At 40.7% G+C, this 17,077-nt stretch carries 13 protein-coding genes, 1 other RNA gene and 1 other annotated feature; of the genes, 11 read left to right on the top strand and 3 right to left on the bottom strand.

Annotated elements, in window-relative coordinates; genetic code table 11:
* Nucleotides 1-8: 8 nt before the first annotated feature.
* Complete coding sequence (gene yajC, locus NSQ41_RS13765; RefSeq protein ID WP_063387973.1) at nt 9-278, top strand: preprotein translocase subunit YajC; 270 nt, start codon at nt 9-11, stop codon at nt 276-278.
* Between the two features lie 44 nt (nt 279-322).
* On the opposite strand, the gene NSQ41_RS13760 is transcribed toward yajC, so the two are convergent.
* Both NSQ41_RS13760 and spoVB read right to left on the bottom strand, forming a co-directional pair.
* The gene (locus NSQ41_RS13760) at nt 323-712 is read right to left on the bottom strand and encodes a TIGR04086 family membrane protein (RefSeq protein ID WP_066249537.1); all 390 of its coding nucleotides are present in this window, start codon (nt 710-712) and stop codon (nt 323-325) included.
* 123 nt (nt 713-835) lie between these two features.
* Entirely contained in the window at nt 836-2,416 is a 1,581-nt protein-coding gene (gene spoVB, locus NSQ41_RS13755; RefSeq protein ID WP_339193163.1) for a stage V sporulation protein B, read from the bottom strand.
* A 99-nt stretch (nt 2,417-2,515) separates the two neighbouring features.
* Here spoVB and NSQ41_RS13750 point away from each other — a divergent pair, with 99 nt between their 5' ends.
* The 6 genes from NSQ41_RS13750 to dtd all read left to right on the top strand — a co-directional run bounded on the left by NSQ41_RS13750 (nt 2,516) and on the right by dtd (nt 11,375).
* Nucleotides 2,516-2,809 (top strand): post-transcriptional regulator, encoded by a 294-nt coding sequence (locus tag NSQ41_RS13750; RefSeq protein WP_066249531.1) that lies wholly within the window; start codon nt 2,516-2,518, stop codon nt 2,807-2,809.
* A 45-nt stretch (nt 2,810-2,854) separates the two neighbouring features.
* Nucleotides 2,855-5,077 (top strand): protein translocase subunit SecDF, encoded by a 2,223-nt coding sequence (secDF, locus tag NSQ41_RS13745; protein WP_339210156.1) that lies wholly within the window; start codon nt 2,855-2,857, stop codon nt 5,075-5,077.
* A gap of 522 nt (nt 5,078-5,599) precedes the next feature.
* Complete coding sequence (gene recJ, locus NSQ41_RS13740; protein WP_094246271.1) at nt 5,600-7,978, top strand: single-stranded-DNA-specific exonuclease RecJ; 2,379 nt, start codon at nt 5,600-5,602, stop codon at nt 7,976-7,978.
* Between the two features lie 20 nt (nt 7,979-7,998).
* On the top strand, nt 7,999-8,511 hold the full coding sequence (locus tag NSQ41_RS13735; RefSeq protein WP_063387979.1) for an adenine phosphoribosyltransferase: 513 nt from the start codon (nt 7,999-8,001) through the stop codon (nt 8,509-8,511).
* Between the two features lie 224 nt (nt 8,512-8,735).
* The gene (locus NSQ41_RS13730; protein ID WP_063387980.1) at nt 8,736-10,919 is read left to right on the top strand and encodes a bifunctional (p)ppGpp synthetase/guanosine-3',5'-bis(diphosphate) 3'-pyrophosphohydrolase; all 2,184 of its coding nucleotides are present in this window, start codon (nt 8,736-8,738) and stop codon (nt 10,917-10,919) included.
* A 15-nt stretch (nt 10,920-10,934) separates the two neighbouring features.
* The gene (gene dtd / locus NSQ41_RS13725) at nt 10,935-11,375 is read left to right on the top strand and encodes a D-aminoacyl-tRNA deacylase (RefSeq protein ID WP_063387981.1); all 441 of its coding nucleotides are present in this window, start codon (nt 10,935-10,937) and stop codon (nt 11,373-11,375) included.
* A gap of 31 nt (nt 11,376-11,406) precedes the next feature.
* Here dtd and NSQ41_RS13720 read toward each other — a convergent pair whose 3' ends face one another.
* Nucleotides 11,407-13,092 (bottom strand): SH3 domain-containing protein, encoded by a 1,686-nt coding sequence (locus NSQ41_RS13720; RefSeq protein ID WP_339196918.1) that lies wholly within the window; start codon nt 13,090-13,092, stop codon nt 11,407-11,409.
* 138 nt (nt 13,093-13,230) lie between these two features.
* On the opposite strand from NSQ41_RS13720, the gene NSQ41_RS13715 reads away from it, so the two are divergent.
* From NSQ41_RS13715 to ssrS, 4 genes are all read left to right on the top strand, one after another.
* Nucleotides 13,231-13,398 carry a hypothetical protein gene (locus tag NSQ41_RS13715; protein WP_158640147.1) on the top strand — a complete coding sequence of 56 codons (168 nt, stop codon included), beginning with the start codon at nt 13,231-13,233 and terminating at the stop codon, nt 13,396-13,398.
* Between the two features lie 59 nt (nt 13,399-13,457).
* Nucleotides 13,458-13,676: a binding site (T-box leader), on the top strand.
* 61 nt (nt 13,677-13,737) lie between these two features.
* Nucleotides 13,738-15,006, top strand: a complete 1,269-nt coding sequence (hisS, locus tag NSQ41_RS13710; RefSeq protein WP_063387983.1) for a histidine--tRNA ligase — start codon at nt 13,738-13,740, stop codon at nt 15,004-15,006.
* 15 nt (nt 15,007-15,021) lie between these two features.
* A complete protein-coding gene (gene aspS / locus NSQ41_RS13705; protein WP_066250519.1) occupies nt 15,022-16,797 on the top strand; it encodes an aspartate--tRNA ligase in 1,776 nt (591 codons plus the stop codon).
* A 66-nt stretch (nt 16,798-16,863) separates the two neighbouring features.
* A non-coding RNA gene (gene ssrS / locus NSQ41_RS13700) (6S RNA) lies at nt 16,864-17,056 on the top strand.
* The last annotated feature ends 21 nt before the right edge of the window (nt 17,057-17,077 follow it).

The raw sequence follows: 17,077 nt of genomic DNA, 5'->3' as shown, positions 1-17,077 counted from the left end.
GTGAAGAAATGTCGGAGAATTTTGTAGCAACAGTGCTGCCTTTTGTGCTGATGATTGCTATTTTTTACTTTTTGTTGATCAGACCTCAGCAAAAAAGGCAAAAGCAAATCCGTGACATGCAGGCAAACTTGAAGAAGGGTGATAAAATCGTAACGATTGGCGGTTTGCATGGGACGGTTGATTCATTGGATGAAGATAAAATCGTCATCCGTACGGGAGACGGCTCCCGCTTAACTTTTGACCGAAATGCTGTGAGAGAAGTCGTAGAACAATCATAGTTCTACAAAAAACAGGGCTGACTTAAATGTCAGCCTTTTTCTTTTTAAGCCTGCCGTTTTGGCGACGAAATATTGACTCCCAGCATTCCTCCAACTATTGAAGTGATTAAAAATCCACCGTGATATAATAGCGATTCTAGCGAAAGCGTTTTTCCGTAACCTAAAAATTGAAACAACAACACAATTCCCGTGTAAGCAACCGCTGTCGCACCGCCTAAAAGCCACCCTTTTTCTTTACCTTTTCCGCCAGCTATAAAACCTCCGATAAAAACGGCTAAAAAACTTATAGATGTGATGACCCAAAAGAGCGAATCTTCTGTTAAACTAGTAAATCGTAATAAAATAGATAAAAGAAAACTGGAAATCAAAGCAATGATCAAAATGGTAAAAACACCGTAAAATACAGCTTTCCCCCACCGCTTTGCTTCAATCATCCATTCATCTCCTCCCATGTTCACCCGTACAAGGGTAATCACTTTTATACAAGCATATTCATAAAAAAAAGATTTAGAATTAAAATTGCCAGATCAGGGTGAAAGGAATGAAACGGATAGATTTTAACGATTTTTCTGCATCGGAATAAAGATTGCTATATACGGACCGATTAGGGGAATTCGCTTTACTTCTTCCTTTTCGACTAGTCGAAAGATGATAAGAAACAGACTGTAAATAACTGTTGTGATCATGCATGCATACATTAACTTTGGCAGCAAATGCAGTTGTTCCAATAAGATATCGTAAATATGATAGGAGATCCAACCTGTTAAGAAAATGGCTGCAAAAGATAGAACATAGTCTCTTAAATAAATTGTGAACTTAAACACTTTCAGCACCGTTGCATAATGAAGAAGAGTAACGATCATAAACCCGCTTATAATGGCAAGAGCTGCGCCGATAATGCCGAGCTGCGGCCTAGTTGCGAAAACAAAAATGAGCGCTGTTTTTAAAATGGAACCAATTAAACTGTTGGTCATCGCTGCTTTTGCTAAATTTAATGCTTGCAATGCTGCTTGCAGTGGACCTTGGAAATAATAAAAGATGAAAAAAGGAGCCATAACTTTCACATAGATGGCAGATTGAGCATTTCCATACATAAAGATCATGATCGGTTCAGCGTACACGTATAAAATAACAACTGCTAGTCCGCCTGTAACAAGCGAGAGCCTTAAAGCTTGCCTCAGCCGATATTCTGCTAATCGAATCCTTTTTTGGGCAATCGCTTCGCTTAATGCGGGCACTAATGATGTTGACAGCGAAAAAGTGATGAAAGAGGGAAGCATTAATAAAGGAAGCGCATACCCCGTCAATTCCCCATATTGTTTTGTAGCTAAAGATGAATGAACGCCGGCGATCAGTAAACTGTGTGAAACAACGATCGGTTCGAGAAACCATGAAATGTTGCCGATAAATCGGCTGCCGGTTGTCGGCAGGGCAATTTTCATGAGCTGACTGAATGTTTCTTTTCCCTTTTTTAACGAACGGAAAAACGATTTTCTCACTCGAATTTGCTTTTTGAAACGGAACGCTATTAGTAAGTAAAGTAAGGAAGCAAGTTCTCCAATTGCTGCCGCAACAAAGGCGCCAGCGGCTGCATATTCGATTCCGTAAGGCAGCATAGCTTTTGTACAAACGGCAATAAAGGCGATTCTGACCGCTTGCTCAAGCACCTGGGAGAATGCCGCAGGCGTCATGTTTTGTTTTCCTTGAAAGTAGCCTCTCAAAACAGAGGATACAGCAATAATAGGAATTACAGGAGTGATGGAAATCAAAGGAAAGAATGTTCTTGGGTCTGTAAGCAATGTTTCAGAAATATATGAGGCGGAAAACAACACAAGCGGTGCGATGATAATGCTTAAACTGCACGTAATTGTTAAAGATACAACCAGTATTTTTTTTTCCTTTTTGCTGTCTCCTTTTGCATCCGCTTCCGCGACCAGCTTGGAGATGGCAACCGGCAAACCGAGCTGTGTAGCTGCTGCGACAAGGCCAAACGTAGGCATCGCCATCATGTAGAGGCCAACCCCTTCTTCTCCAATCATTCTGGCTATGACAATTCGATTAATAAAACCGAGAATTCTTGTGATGAGGCCTGCCGTCATTAAAATGAGCATTCCTTTTAAAAAGGTTTGCTTCGGCATTTTTCTCCCTGCCTTCTCAAAAAACTTGATATCATATACAATTACTATATGCAGACTCGAAGTACAGGCATGACAACCTTTTAAGAAAGGAGCATAAAAGTGGAGAACTATTCGGTAGATGCCTATCGCAAGTATTTAAGGCCGTTTTTGAAAAGCAAGCTCGAAGAATTCCGGCTGTATGGATACGATAAAATGACAGAGGATGAATTGTGGGCTTTTTTGAAAAGAAAAAAATGGAAAAAAATTGAGGGTGTCAGAGTACATCGGTTAGTAGAAGGGATTATGTCAGTGAAAGTGTCCGATTTCATGAATTATACGACCATTGAGTTTATGAAAGATGCAAAATGGTTAGATAGTAAAGAAGGACAAGAAATATTAAAAGAATTAACCTAAAGATGATAAGGCGATGTTTCGCATATAAGCTTGAGGAGGATCAACATGGCAAAAAAAGGCCGAATTATATCATTTTTTATCATTGTTTTCGCCCTTTTAGGTTTGACTGGCGCAACGACAAAACCAATCGTAGAAGGCATTACGCTTGGTCTTGATTTAAAAGGCGGCTTTGAAGTTTTATATGAAGTGAAGCCGGTAAATAAAGGAGATAAAATTGACCGTCAAGCCCTTTTAAGTGCAGTTGAAGCGCTGGACAAAAGGGCGAATGCTCTTGGAGTGAGCGAACCAAATATCCAAATAGAAGGGAATGACCGAATTCGCGTTCAGCTTGCAGGCGTGACGGATCAGACTGAAGCTCGGAAAATTTTGTCGACGCAGGCAGAGCTGACCTTTCGTGATGTCAATGACAAAGAATTACTAAACGGTTCAGACTTAGTGCAAGGCGGTGCCAAGCAATCATTTGACCAAAACGGTAAACCGAACGTTGTCGTTGAGCTAAAGGATGCGAAAAAATTTAAAGAAGTGACAGAGAAAATAGTAAAAATGGCGCCTGAAAATAAGCTGATCATATGGCTTGATTGGGAAGAAGGCGACTCGTATAAAAAAGAAGCAGCAAAAGCGAATCCGAAATTTTTGTCCGATCCGTACGTAAATGAAGTGTTTGATACGACTACCGTCACGATTGAAGGACAATTTACGGTAGAAGAAGCGCAGCAATTAGCAAGTTTGCTGAATGCTGGTGCATTGCCAGTGAAGCTGCACGAAATTTATTCAACTTCTGTCGGGGCAAAATATGGGGAAGAAGCGATGCAATCAACCATTTATGCGGGTTACGTCGGCGTAGGCCTCATTATGCTGTTCATGATCTTTTACTATCGCTTGCCGGGATTGATCGCATCTATCACGCTTGTTTCATACATATACCTCATTTTAGTTGTGTACAATTGGATGCATGCGGTGCTTACATTGCCGGGGATCGCCGCCCTTATTTTAGGGGTTGGGATGGCAGTTGACGCGAACATTATTACAGACGAACGAATAAAGGATGAATTAAAGCTTGGAAAAAGTGTCCGATCTGCTTTTAAAGCAGGAAACAAAAGATCGCTTTTAACCATTTTTGATGCCAATGTTACGACAATACTCGCAGCTGTTGTTTTGTTTATTTTTGGAACAAGCTCTGTAAAAGGCTTTGCGACAATGCTCATTGTCAGCATTATTATATCCTTCCTTACGGCGATTTATTTAAGCAGATTGCTGCTCGGATTGCTCGTGGAGAGCCGGGCATTTGACAAAAAGCCGCATTGGTTTGGCGTGAGGAAAAGCGATATTTTGGATATTACGAAAACGAATAAAGATACCGATGTCCCAACTCGCTTTGATCATATTGATTTTGTTAAACATCGGAAAAAGTTTTTCGTTTTATCAAGTGTATTAATTGTCGCAGGCATCATCATCCTCTTTGTTGCTAAATTGAATCTAAGCATCGATTTTACGAGTGGAACGCGGGTCGAGCTAGCGACAAATGAGCCGCTATCGGCTGATACAATCGAAAAAGAATTCAAATCAATCGGGCTTAAGCCGGATGAAATTGTATTATCTGGTAATGATAAAAGCACAGCAGTTGTACGATTTGTAGGCGCATTTGATAAAGAAACGATTTCAAATGTAAAAGAACATTTCACAGAGCTGTATGGGATAGAGCCAAATATAAGCACGGTTTCGCCAACAGTCGGAAAAGAGCTGGCGCGAAATGCTCTCATCGGTGTTGCAATTGCTTCCATTGGGATTATCATATATGTATCCATCCGCTTTGAATTTTATATGGCGCTTGCAGCTGTGCTTGCCCTATTGCACGATGCCTTTTTTATCGTTTCCTTTTTCAGCATTACCCGTCTTGAAGTAGACATTACATTTATCGCGGCCGTGTTGACGATTATTGGTTACTCGATCAACGATACGATTGTTACGTTTGACCGTATAAAAGAAAACATGGGAAAAGCGAAAAAAATAAAAACATTTGAGCAGCTTGCGGAAATTGTCAACAAAAGCTTGCGGCAAACCTTTACAAGATCGATTAACACCGTTTTAACCGTGATCTTTGCTGTTGTCGCTCTCATTTTATTCGGAAGCTCGTCCATTTTAAATTTCTCGATTGCTTTGTTGGTTGGATTGATCGCAGGCGTTTATTCCTCTTTGTTTATCGCCAGCCAGCTTTGGCTCGTTTGGAAATGGAAGCAAATTGAAAAACGTTCTGTAAAAGAAAACTAGTGAACAGCCGCTGTAAAAGTTCGAAGGGGCTGTCCAAAAAGTCAGGGTTAACTGACTTTTTGGGGCTCCTTCATTTTAGGGATTTATCGGACAGACTATTTTTCCTATCTTGTGTTTAGGGGCTGTCTTTGAAAGTCAAATCGCCATTGAAAACAAAAAATCATAAACACCGATATATCAACATTTCTAAAACATTAATGGGAGCGTCAATAAGCCGTAAAAACGACTTATTAGACATCCCCCTTCTTATGCTCTCTTTCTTCATTACGTTCTCCAAAAGTTTTATGATGGACATTCAGCGCATACAATTTATTCCAGTTGGACTTCATTGCTTCTATGAAGGACATTTACAAATTTTATTCGATTATTTTTGTCCTTCACAATGTATTTCTCCAAACTCCTTCATTTTAGGAACTCATCGGACAGCCCCTCTCTTTCTTATGAAGAAACATAACCTTAAAAATAGTGTTTGAAAACATTTCATTTCGTTCTGTATAATAGGAGAAGTTGAGGGGTGAAATCATGCTGAGATCTAAATTTCGTTGGAATCGTTTATATAGGGATGAGTCCAACGAAGAGGCTGTTCGAGCATTAATCGACTCTTTGAATATTACATATTTGACTGCTCGATTACTTGTGAATCGCGGCATTCAAAATGTTGAAGAAGCAAAAGAGTTTTTACATATAAAGGAACCTTCATTTCATGATCCTTTTTTGTTGGATGGGATGGAGCGGGCATGTGAGCGTATTTTTGCAGCAATCCGCGCTGGTGAAAAGATTGTCGTATACGGTGATTATGATGCGGACGGCGTTTCCAGCACTGCCGTCCTGTTGACGGCATTAAAGGAATTGGGGGCAAACGTCGATTTTTACATACCGAATCGATTTTCAGAAGGATACGGGCCAAACGAACATGCTTTCCGAATGATTCATGAAAAAGGATGCAGGCTGATTATAACAGTTGATACCGGCATCGCGGCAATCAATGAAGCGGATTTAGCCAAAAGGCTTGGAATCGACCTCATTATCACAGACCATCATGAACCGGGGCCTGTTTTGCCTGATGCGTATGCGATCATTCATCCGAAATTGCCAAATTCAACATATCCTTTTAAGGAGCTGGCAGGTGTAGGCGTTGCTTTTAAAATGGCCCATGCCCTTTATGGAAAGGTTCCAGAATCTCTGATAGAGATCGCAGCCATTGGAACAATTGCTGATTTAGTACCTCTATACGGAGAAAATCGGCTTCTTGCGAAAAAAGGGATTGAAAAATTAAAAACGACGACAAGACCTGGCATAAATTCGCTTCTTTCCATTGCTGGAGTGGACAAATCTTCCGTAAATGAGGAAACGATAGGATTTGTTTTAGGACCGAGAATCAATGCGGCAGGGAGGCTGAAAGAAGCCGATCCTGCCGTTGAATTGTTGTTGACAGATGATGAAGAAAAAGCTGATATGCTTGCTAAGGAAATCGATCAATTAAATAAACAAAGGCAGAAGCTTGTACAAGAGATAACGGACGAAGCGATTAAGGAAATTGAAAAAAATTTTCCAATCGAAGACAATCCTGTTTTAGTCGTCGCAAAAGAAAACTGGAATTCTGGAGTGATCGGAATCGTTGCTTCCAGATTGGTCGAAAAATTTTACCGTCCTGCCATCGTGTTGAGCATTGATCGTGAGACAGGTCTTGCCAAAGGGTCTGCGCGAAGCATTCAAGGGTTTGATCTATTTAAAAACTTATCGGAATGCAGGGAGCTTCTCCCTCATTTTGGAGGCCATACGATGGCTGCTGGCATGACGCTGAAAGCAGAGCATATTGACGAGTTGCGCCAAAAAATGATCGATCTTGCAAATAGTCAGCTTTCAGATGAAGATTTTATTCCTGTAAAAAACATTGAATGTGCCTGTTCATTGGAGCATGTCACAATAAAAGCAGTCGAAGAGCTGGAGAAGCTTGCCCCTTTCGGAGTCGATAATCCGAAGCCGCTCTTTTTACTAGAGAATGTCAATGCGGCAGATGTTAGAAAAATTGGGGTAAACGGAAATCATTTGAAAATGAAGATTGAGGAGAAGGAATTTGAATTAGATGTCGTCGGCTTTGGACAGGGAGAATTGGCAGAAGAAATATCTCCTTTCGCAAACGTTTCTATTGTCGGTGAGCTTGCGATCAACGAATGGAATTATGTAAAAAAGCCGCAGCTATTGCTTCAAGACCTTGCCGTGCCAGCGTGGCAGCTTTTTGATTGGCGAGGTTCAAGAGGAACGGAGGCTTTGCTCTCTAAACTTCCTGCTGAAAAACGATTGCTGATCGCCTTTCATGAAGAATCTATAAAATTATATAAAGATCAACCGTACATTCATGAAATTCATATAATATCAGAAATAAAGGATTACAAAAATATAGATGTTTCCAATAAGTATGTTGTATTTCTCGATATGCCCCCGGCAATCGAATTTCTTGTTTCAGCATTTGAGCAAGGAATGCCTGAAAGAATTTATGCTATTTTTTATCAGCACGCAGACCACTTTTTTCAAACAATGCCGACAAGAGAGCATTTTAAATGGTATTACGCATTCTTAACGAAAAAAAATTCTTTCGATTACAAAAAATATGGGGAAGATTTAGCCAAATACCGTGGCTGGACAAAAGAAACGATCTTTTTTATGACAAAGGTGTTTTTTGAACTTGAATTTGTTACAATAAACAATGGTGTGATTACATTAAACAAAAAGGTGAAAAAACGGGATTTATCAGAATCCGGAACATATCAGCAGAAGCTGGATCAAATGAAACTGGAACAGCAGCTTCTCTATTCTTCTTATCAAGAACTGAAGGAATGGTTTGAAAAGGCAGTCTTGAAACGAGATGCCGATAAATTTTTACAAGTTCATGAATGGTAAACAACCGAGGAGGACGAGTGATGGATTTAAAAAAATACGTGACAATTGTTGAAGATTTTCCAAAACCGGGCATTTCTTTTAAAGATATCACAACATTAATGGACAACGGGGAAGCATTTAAATATGCAACAGACCAAATTGTTCAATATGCGCGTGAAAAGAAGATTGATATTGTTGTCGGTCCAGAAGCAAGAGGGTTTATCATCGGCTGCCCAGTTGCTTACTCTCTCGGAGTTGGTTTTGCACCTGTTCGAAAAGAAGGCAAGCTTCCGCGCGAAACGATCAAGGTGGAATACGGGCTTGAGTACGGAAAAGATGCATTAACCATTCATAAAGATGCGATTAAGCCTGGCCAGCGAGTGTTAATAACCGATGATTTGCTGGCGACTGGAGGAACGATTGAAGCTACCATTAAATTAGTGGAACAGCTTGGCGGAGAGGTTGCCGGCATTGCCTTTTTAATTGAATTGTCTTATCTTGAGGGCAGAAAAAGGCTTGAAGGCTATGATATATTAGCATTGATTAAATATTAATCGGCGCAAATCTATAAATGAAGCACTCTTAATGGGTGCTTTTTTTTTAAACAATAAAATGAAAAACTTTAGAAGTTGTAATATTTTCCATCCACTCGTAAAATAGCCGCAGCAGCTCTATTTTTTTTACCCCTTTTCAAAAGGATCGTATTCTTCTCTTTACATGTTTGTTAATTTTATTTAATAATAAAAACAATAACGTATATACAATTAAAGGTGATCCCATGGCAAACGAACAAATGTTGACAGCTGAACAGATCTTCGAAAAAGCGGAAAAGTATCTTCCGCCTGACGATATAGAGTTTATAAAAAAAGCATACGAGTTTGCAAAAAACGCCCATCATGGGCAATATCGCAAATCAGGCGAACCATATATTATGCATCCGGTGCAGGTTGCCGGGATTCTAGTAGACTTGGAGCTGGATCCTACAACGATTGCTGGCGGCTTTTTACATGATGTTGTGGAAGATACGGATGTGACATTAGACGAGCTTCGACAAGAATTTAACGATGAAGTCGCTATGCTTGTGGATGGAGTAACAAAGCTGGGAAAAATTAAATATAAATCAAAAGAAGAGCAGCAGGCGGAGAATCACCGGAAAATGTTTGTCGCTATGGCGAAGGACATTCGGGTCATTTTAATTAAACTGGCAGACCGTCTTCACAATATGCGTACGTTAAAACATTTGCCGCAGGAAAAGCAGCGAAGAATCGCCAATGAAACGTTGGAAATATTTGCTCCTCTCGCCCATCGCCTCGGAATCTCAAAAATCAAATGGGAACTTGAAGATACAGCCTTGCGGTATTTAAATCCGCAGCAATACTACCGAATTGTCAATTTGATGAAAAAGAAACGTGCAGAACGGGAAAAGTATGTTGAAGAGGTAATTGAAGATTTAAAGAAGCGAATTGAAGAAGTAAAGATAAAGGCAGAGCTGTACGGTCGGCCGAAGCATATTTATTCCATTTATCGTAAAATGGTTCTCCAAAATAAACAATTTAACGAAATTTATGATTTGCTGGCTGTGCGAATTATTGTGAACAGCATAAAAGACTGCTACGCAGTGCTTGGCATCATTCACACATGCTGGAAGCCGATGCCTGGCAGATTTAAAGATTATATTGCAATGCCGAAAACAAACATGTATCAATCCATTCACACGACTGTCATCGGTCCGAAGGGGGATCCCCTTGAGGTTCAAATTCGCACATACGAAATGCATGCGATCGCTGAATACGGGATTGCCGCCCATTGGGCTTATAAAGAAGGAAAAAGCATTACATCTTTTGATAAAAAACTGAGCTGGTTTAGAGAAATATTGGAGTTTCAAAACGATTCTTCCAACGCCGAAGAATTTATGGAGGCATTGAAAGTTGATCTGTTCTCTGACATGGTGTTTGTATTTACTCCAAAAGGAGATGTCATTGAGCTTCCCGCCGGGTCGATTCCGATTGATTTCGCCTACAGAATTCATTCTGAAATAGGCAATAAGACGATCGGAGCAAAAGTAAACGGAAAAATAGTGCCTCTTGATTATAAATTAAAAACCGGAGATATAGTGGAAATATTGACGTCGAAGCATTCTTACGGTCCGAGCCAAGATTGGCTTAAATTGACGCAGACCTCTCAAGCGAAAAATAAAATTCGCCAATTTTTCAAAAAGCAGCGCCGAGAGGAGAATGTTGAAAAAGGAAAAGAATTAATTGAAAAAGAAATTAAAGCGATGGATTTTGATGTGAAAGAAGTCCTTACTCAGGAAAATATAAAACGTGTCGCGGAAAAATTTAATTTTTCAAATGAGGACGATATGTATGCGGCGGTTGGCTTCAACGGCATTACTGCTTTACAGGTTGCAAACCGCCTAGTCGAAAAAATTCGCAAACAGCGGGATATAGAAGAGCAGGAAAAATTGATGGAAAAGGTGGTTCAACAAGGTGCAAGGCGGCCGAAGCGCCGTGATGCAGGAGTGTCTGTAAAGGGTATTGATAATTTGTTAATCAGGCTTTCCCGCTGCTGCAACCCAGTCCCTGGCGATGATATTGTCGGATTTATTACAAAAGGAAGAGGGGTATCTGTTCACCGGTCTGATTGTCCAAATGTCAATAAAGAGGATGCAAAAGACAGGTTAATTGAAGTGGAATGGGAAAATCAGCTGGACGGCCGGAAGGAATACAATGTGGAAATTGAGATTTTAGGTTTTGACCGGCGCGGCTTATTAAATGAAGTGCTCCAGTCTGTAACAGAGACGAAGACAAACATTACGACAATTTCGGGAAGAACGGACCGTAACAAAGTAGCGAACATCCATTTAGGAATTTCGATTCAAAATGTCAGCCATCTTCAAAAAGTTGTGGATCGGATCAAGCAAATACCGGATGTATATTCAGTGCGGAGAATTATGAATTAAGAAAGGAAATACATGATGAAAGTTGTAGTACAACGAGCAAGGAATGCAAATGTCAAAGTAGATGGACAAGTTGTTGGTTCGATTGAGTTCGGTTTAATGGTGCTAGTCGGTGTTACACACGAGGATACGGAAAAAGATGCAGAGTTTTTAGCGGATAAAGTGGCCAATTTGCGCATATTTGAGGATGAAGAAGGGAAAATGAATTTATCTCTTTTAGATGTTGGGGGCGAAGTTTTATCCGTCTCCCAATTTACTCTGTACGGCGATTGCCGGAAAGGAAGAAGGCCAAATTTTATGCAAGCAGCCAAACCGGATATTGCTGAAAAACTATATGAATCTTTCAACGACAAACTGAGAGAAAAAGGCGTACGTGTTGAAACGGGTTCTTTCGGAGCGATGATGGCTGTTGAATTTACAAACGTTGGCCCAGTAACATTGATTATCGAAAGCAAATAAAAAAATCGTGAGCGAGCTGCTCACGATTTTTTTATGAGTTTACATATTTGACGACCGCTTTATAAATCGCTTGTGAGATTTTTTCTTGGTAAGCGTTTGTGCTGACTGTCCACTCTTCCATAGGATTGCTCAAAAAACCTAGTTCAAGCAAAGCAGCAGGACGTTTATTTTCACGCAGCACAAAATAATTTCCAAATTGAACACCGCGGTTTCTTAAATTGACATGCCTCACCATCTCTTTGTGAATTACATTTGCTAATGCTTTATCCTTTGCAGAATTGTAATAAAAAGTTGTGATTCCATTTGCGCTTGGAATGATTGAGCTATTATAATGGATGCTCACAAAGGCGTTTGCGTTGTTTTTTACAGAAATTCCTACACGGGATTGCAGGCTGATATATGTATCGTCGCTTCTAGTTAAAACTGCATTTACACCTGCTCTTTTTAATTTGTTGTACACAAGTTTAGCTGTTTTTAAGGTTAAATGTTTTTCCAGCGTCCCTCTGACACCGATCGTCCCGCTGTCATAGCCTCCGTGGCCCGGATCGATAATGACTTTTTTACCGTTTGACGGTATGCTTGTCCCTTTATTGGAATTGTTTTCGCTTGTTGTTGTGACGACCCAGCTTGCTACATAAGCTGTTTGACCGTTTCGGAGCTGAATTTTATACCAATTATTATAAATCCCTACAATTGGAAAAGTCTGCCCTTTGTTTCCTCTTTGAACAATTTTTGCAGAAGTGGAAGGTGCACTGCGCAAATTTGTTCCGTCGTATAAAAGGACAACTGATTGAGCGCCGTTTGTTTTCTTTGAGCCAGCTTCGATATATCTTTTGGATGCCCAGCCTGTTTTGTTTTTCGCATATCTAATTTGATACCAATCTCCGTTTGCACCTATGATTTCTACCTCTGTTCCTTTTTTAATGGTACCGACAATTTTTGAGTGTAAAGACGGACCGCTTCTAACATTTAACGAACTGGCTGTAATCCTTCCTTTTTGCGGGGAAGTGCTGCTGCTTTTAGCTGCTGCTTTGGTAATATATTGCTTCGACACCCACCCCGTCACATTGTTGTAGCGAATGTTATACCAATTGCCTTGTTCCGAAATGATTTCAACTTTCATGTTTTTTGTCAGCTTGCCGGTAATTGATGATTGTGCATTTGGTTTTGAACGAACATTTAATATAGTGGCTGTAACCGTACCGAGGCTATGCTTCTGATTCGAAGGAGTTTTGCTTGCTGCTGGAGCTACATATGCAGAAGAGACCCATCCTTGCCGGCCATTATAGGAAATTTTCACCCATTTTCCCTGTTTCATCAACACATGCGCTTTTTCCCCTTTAGGAAACTGTCCAACAACTTTATAGTTTGTCCCGGGGCCAGAACGGATTCTTAACCCGGTAGTCGTAGAAACGACATAATCCTTTTTTTGAAGCTCGGTTTCTACTGAAAGAAGCCAATCGGCTACCCACCCGGAAGAGCCCTGTTTTAATTGAATTTTCACCCAATCTCCTTTCCTTGCGACAATCGGGTATTTTTCACCGTACCGAACGCTTTTCATTACGGGATAGCTTAAACCGGGACCTGTCCGGACATTTACTTTATCTTGCTTAATGACTGCATTTTGCGTATCCGCTTGGGCTGAATGAAAAACTGGAGCGGTAGAAGTAAAAAGCAGTGAAAGCAACAGAACGATTAAAAAGCATTTTTTTCGCAATGGCCATGCTCCTTTCACATTCATGCAAAAAACTATTTCTATTTTATTTCGGCATTTCCTTTTTTACATTGAGTATTTTTTCATTTTTTTGCGGGAAGACTAAGACGCAAATTCTGATGAAAAAGAAAGGGGAAAAATATGCGGTCCAGTGAAAAACATTCTTTCTCCGCATCAATTTTTCATGACCAGTTTGGTATTTCTTTCAGTGATCGTACGATGCAGGATATTTTAATAGAGGTTTCGTTTGAGCATGGTTTAAATCAAGAGGAGGCGAAAAAGCTCCGTGATCGGCTCAGCCGTTCTTGACATGACACAGTATTGTTCGTATGATAATATAAAATTCTAGATTTAAAAATAACGTACATAAACAACCGATGACGGAGACAAGTAGCTGGGATGCACATGGACAGAGAGGAAAGGCCTTAGGCTGAAAGCCTTTCCCCATGATCGCTTAGTGAAGAACACTCCGGAGGTTTTCCTCTGAAAGGTGTAAAAGTAGGAGGAAACGTAAATAGGCGTTAACTTTTAAGTGGAAGCATTGCTTCAATTAGGGTGGCACCACGGGAGACTCTCCCGTCCCTACGGGAATCGTCAGGGGACGGGTTTTTTTATGGAATTTATTTTATAAGTGGAGGAGAATCGACAATGGCTTTTCAAATCCCGCGAGGTACACAGGATATTTTGCCGTCGGAGGCTTCAAGATGGCAATATGTTGAGAAAAAAGCTAGGGAAATATGCCGTCTTTATCGCTTTCAAGAAATTCGAACCCCCATTTTTGAACATACGGAATTATTTCAAAGGGGTGTAGGCGAATCAACCGATATTGTCCAAAAAGAAATGTACACTTTTTCCGACAGGAAAGGAAGAAGTTTAACATTAAGACCGGAAGGAACTGCAGCAGTCGTCCGCGCTTTTGTTGAAAAGAAAATGTACGCCGATCCGAACCAGCCTGTAAAGCTTTTTTACATCGGTCCGATGTTTCGGTATGAAAGACCGCAATCAGGGCGTTTTCGGCAATTTGTTCAATTCGGTGTGGAGGCTCTCGGCTCGGACGACCCTGCGCTGGATGCTGAAGTTATTTCTTTGGCGATGGCGTTTTATCAATCGCTCGGCTTAAAAAAATTGAAGCTTGCCATTAACAGTTTGGGAGATCAAGAGAGCAGAGCTGCACATCGTGCTGCTTTAGTCAACCATTTTAAGCCGAGAATTGGAGAATTTTGCTCTGATTGCCAAAAGCGGCTTGAGCAAAATCCGTTAAGAATACTTGATTGTAAACAAGACCGCGAGCATGAATTGATGAAAAGCGCCCCTTCCATCATTGACTTTTTAAACGATGAATCAAAGCAATATTTTGATCAAGTGTTAAAATATTTAACGGAGCTTGGCATTGAGTATGAAATCGATCCAAATCTCGTCCGCGGATTGGATTATTATAACCATACAGCATTTGAAATCATGAGCAATGCGGAAGGGTTTGGGGCGATTACGACTTTATGCGGCGGCGGAAGATATAACGGCTTGGTCGAAGAAGCCGGAGGGCCAAGCACGCCGGGGATCGGCTTTGCTTTAAGCATTGAACGCCTGTTAGCAGCAATTGATGCTGAAAACATCGCTCTTCCGATTGAAAAAGGTCTAGATTGTTATATTGTGGCACTGGGAGATCGGGCGAAGGAACGGTCGGTATCTCTATTGCAGGAAATGCGGAAAGCCGGCATTTCTGCAGACAAAGATTATGAAAATAAGAAAATGAAAGCACAACTGAAGCAAGCGGACAGGCTTCAAGCCAAATTTGTCATCATCATAGGTGATGAGGAATTAGAAAAAGGCGTGGCGAACGTAAAAAACATGGCAACAGGCGAACAAGATGCGGTGGCATTTGAACGACTTGCAGAGTATATAAAAGAGAGAAAGTAAAGGAGAGTATGTAGGATGTTTGGACGTTCGTATTATTGTGGAGAAATTTCCGAAAAAGCAATCGGCGAAAAGGTCGTTTTAAAAGGATGGGTGCAAAGACGCCGCGATTTAGGAGGACTTATTTTTATCGACTTGCGCGACCGGACAGGAGTTGTCCAAATTGTTTTTAATCCTGAAGTTTCAAAGGAAGCGTTAGAAATAGCTGAAAAAATCCGCAGCGAGTATGTATTGGACATTGAAGGCGAAGTGGTGAAAAGATCGGAAGAGACGATTAATCCGAACATTCGAACAGGAAAAGTGGAAGTGGTTGTTCAATCGGTAACCATTTTAAACAGCGCCAAAACTCCTCCTTTTTCACTTGCGGATCAAAAAGCGGACATTTCGGAAGAGGTTCGTTTAAAATACCGTTATTTAGATTTGCGCCGTCCAGTCATGTTTGAAACGTTAAAAATGCGGCATCAAATTACGAGAGCGATTCGCAACTTTTTGGATGAAAATGGATTTATTGATGTGGAAACCCCCATTTTAACAAAAAGCACACCGGAAGGAGCACGGGACTATCTTGTCCCTTCTCGCGTCCATGAGGGGGAATTTTATGCGCTCCCGCAATCGCCGCAAATATTCAAACAGCTTCTAATGGTTTCAGGATTTGATAAATATTATCAAATTGCAAGATGCTTCCGCGATGAGGATTTGCGCGCAGACAGACAGCCGGAATTTACCCAAATAGATATAGAAACTTCTTTTATGAGCCAAGAAGATATTATGAATCTAACCGAAAAGATGATGGCTCATGTGTTAAAAGAAGTGAAAGGAATCGAGCTTACTCTTCCATTCCAACGCATGCCATATGATGAGGCGATGGCGCGCTTTGGGTCGGACAAGCCGGACGTTCGATTCGGCCTGGAGCTTGTTGATGTATCTGAAATTGTGAAAAACTCCGCTTTCAAAGTTTTCAGTCAAGCAGTTGCAGGTGGAGGGCAAGTAAAGCTAATCAATGTAAAAGGAAAAAAAGACGAATTTTCACGCAAAGATCTAGATGCTCTCCAAGAGTATGTTCACAATTATGGAGCGAAAGGTTTGGCTTGGCTTAAAGTAGAAGAAAATGAAGTAAAAGGCCCAATTGCAAAATTTCTATCAGAAAATGAACAAAATAGTATTTTGCAAGCAGCTGAAGGACAGAATGGAGACTTGCTTCTGTTTGTTGCCGACAAGCCGAATGTTGTTGCTGATTCGTTGGGGGCTCTCAGATTAAAACTAGGAAAAGATTTAGGGCTGATCGAAGAAGATAAACTTGAATTTTTATGGATTACGGATTGGCCGCTCGTTGAATATAATGAAGAAGACGGCCGCTATTATGCATTGCATCATCCGTTTACTATGCCGTTTCGTGAGGACTTGGAGTACTTTGAGAAAGACCCTCTCAAAATGCGGGCTCAAGCATATGACTTAGTGTTAAATGGATATGAACTTGGCGGAGGGTCGATTCGGATTTTTGAAAAAGACGTTCAAGAAAAGATGTTCAAACTTCTTGGTTTTACAGAGGAACAAGCAAGAGAACAGTTCGGATTTTTGCTGGAAGCCTTCGAATACGGTACGCCGCCGCATGGTGGAATTGCACTAGGATTGGATCGGATTGTAATGCTTTTGGCAGGAAGAACAAATTTACGGGATACGATTGCCTTTCCGAAAACAGCAAGTGCGAGCTGTTTGTTAACGGAGGCACCAAGCCAAGTAAGCAAAGAGCAATTGGATGAACTGCATCTTGAAGTGAAACATAGCTCAAGGTAATAATTTCCATTATTTGTTTTTTATCTTGAAATCTCATGCTAATTATGATATTCTTTATTCAAAATTTAAGTCCTGATGTGTGCGTCGTACACCTAGTTTTGACCGAACAACGATTTAAATGGGAGCCCGGAGTTTCTAAAGTGAGTAAATGCCTCATATGCATATGGCACGAGGACTTACAAAGCTTTAGAACAGGGCACCCACCTGCTGAGAGCGGGTTCAAAACGAAGGAAACGGCGACGGCACAATTGGGACTTTTTTAGTTTGTACACTGAATTTT

Source organism: Aeribacillus sp. FSL K6-8210 (assembly GCF_037963925.1).
GTDB classification, from domain to species: Bacteria; Bacillota; Bacilli; order Bacillales; family Aeribacillaceae; genus Aeribacillus; species Aeribacillus composti.
The sequence above is the reverse complement of the archived record's forward strand: the minus strand, read 5'-3'. Positions and strand labels throughout refer to the sequence as shown.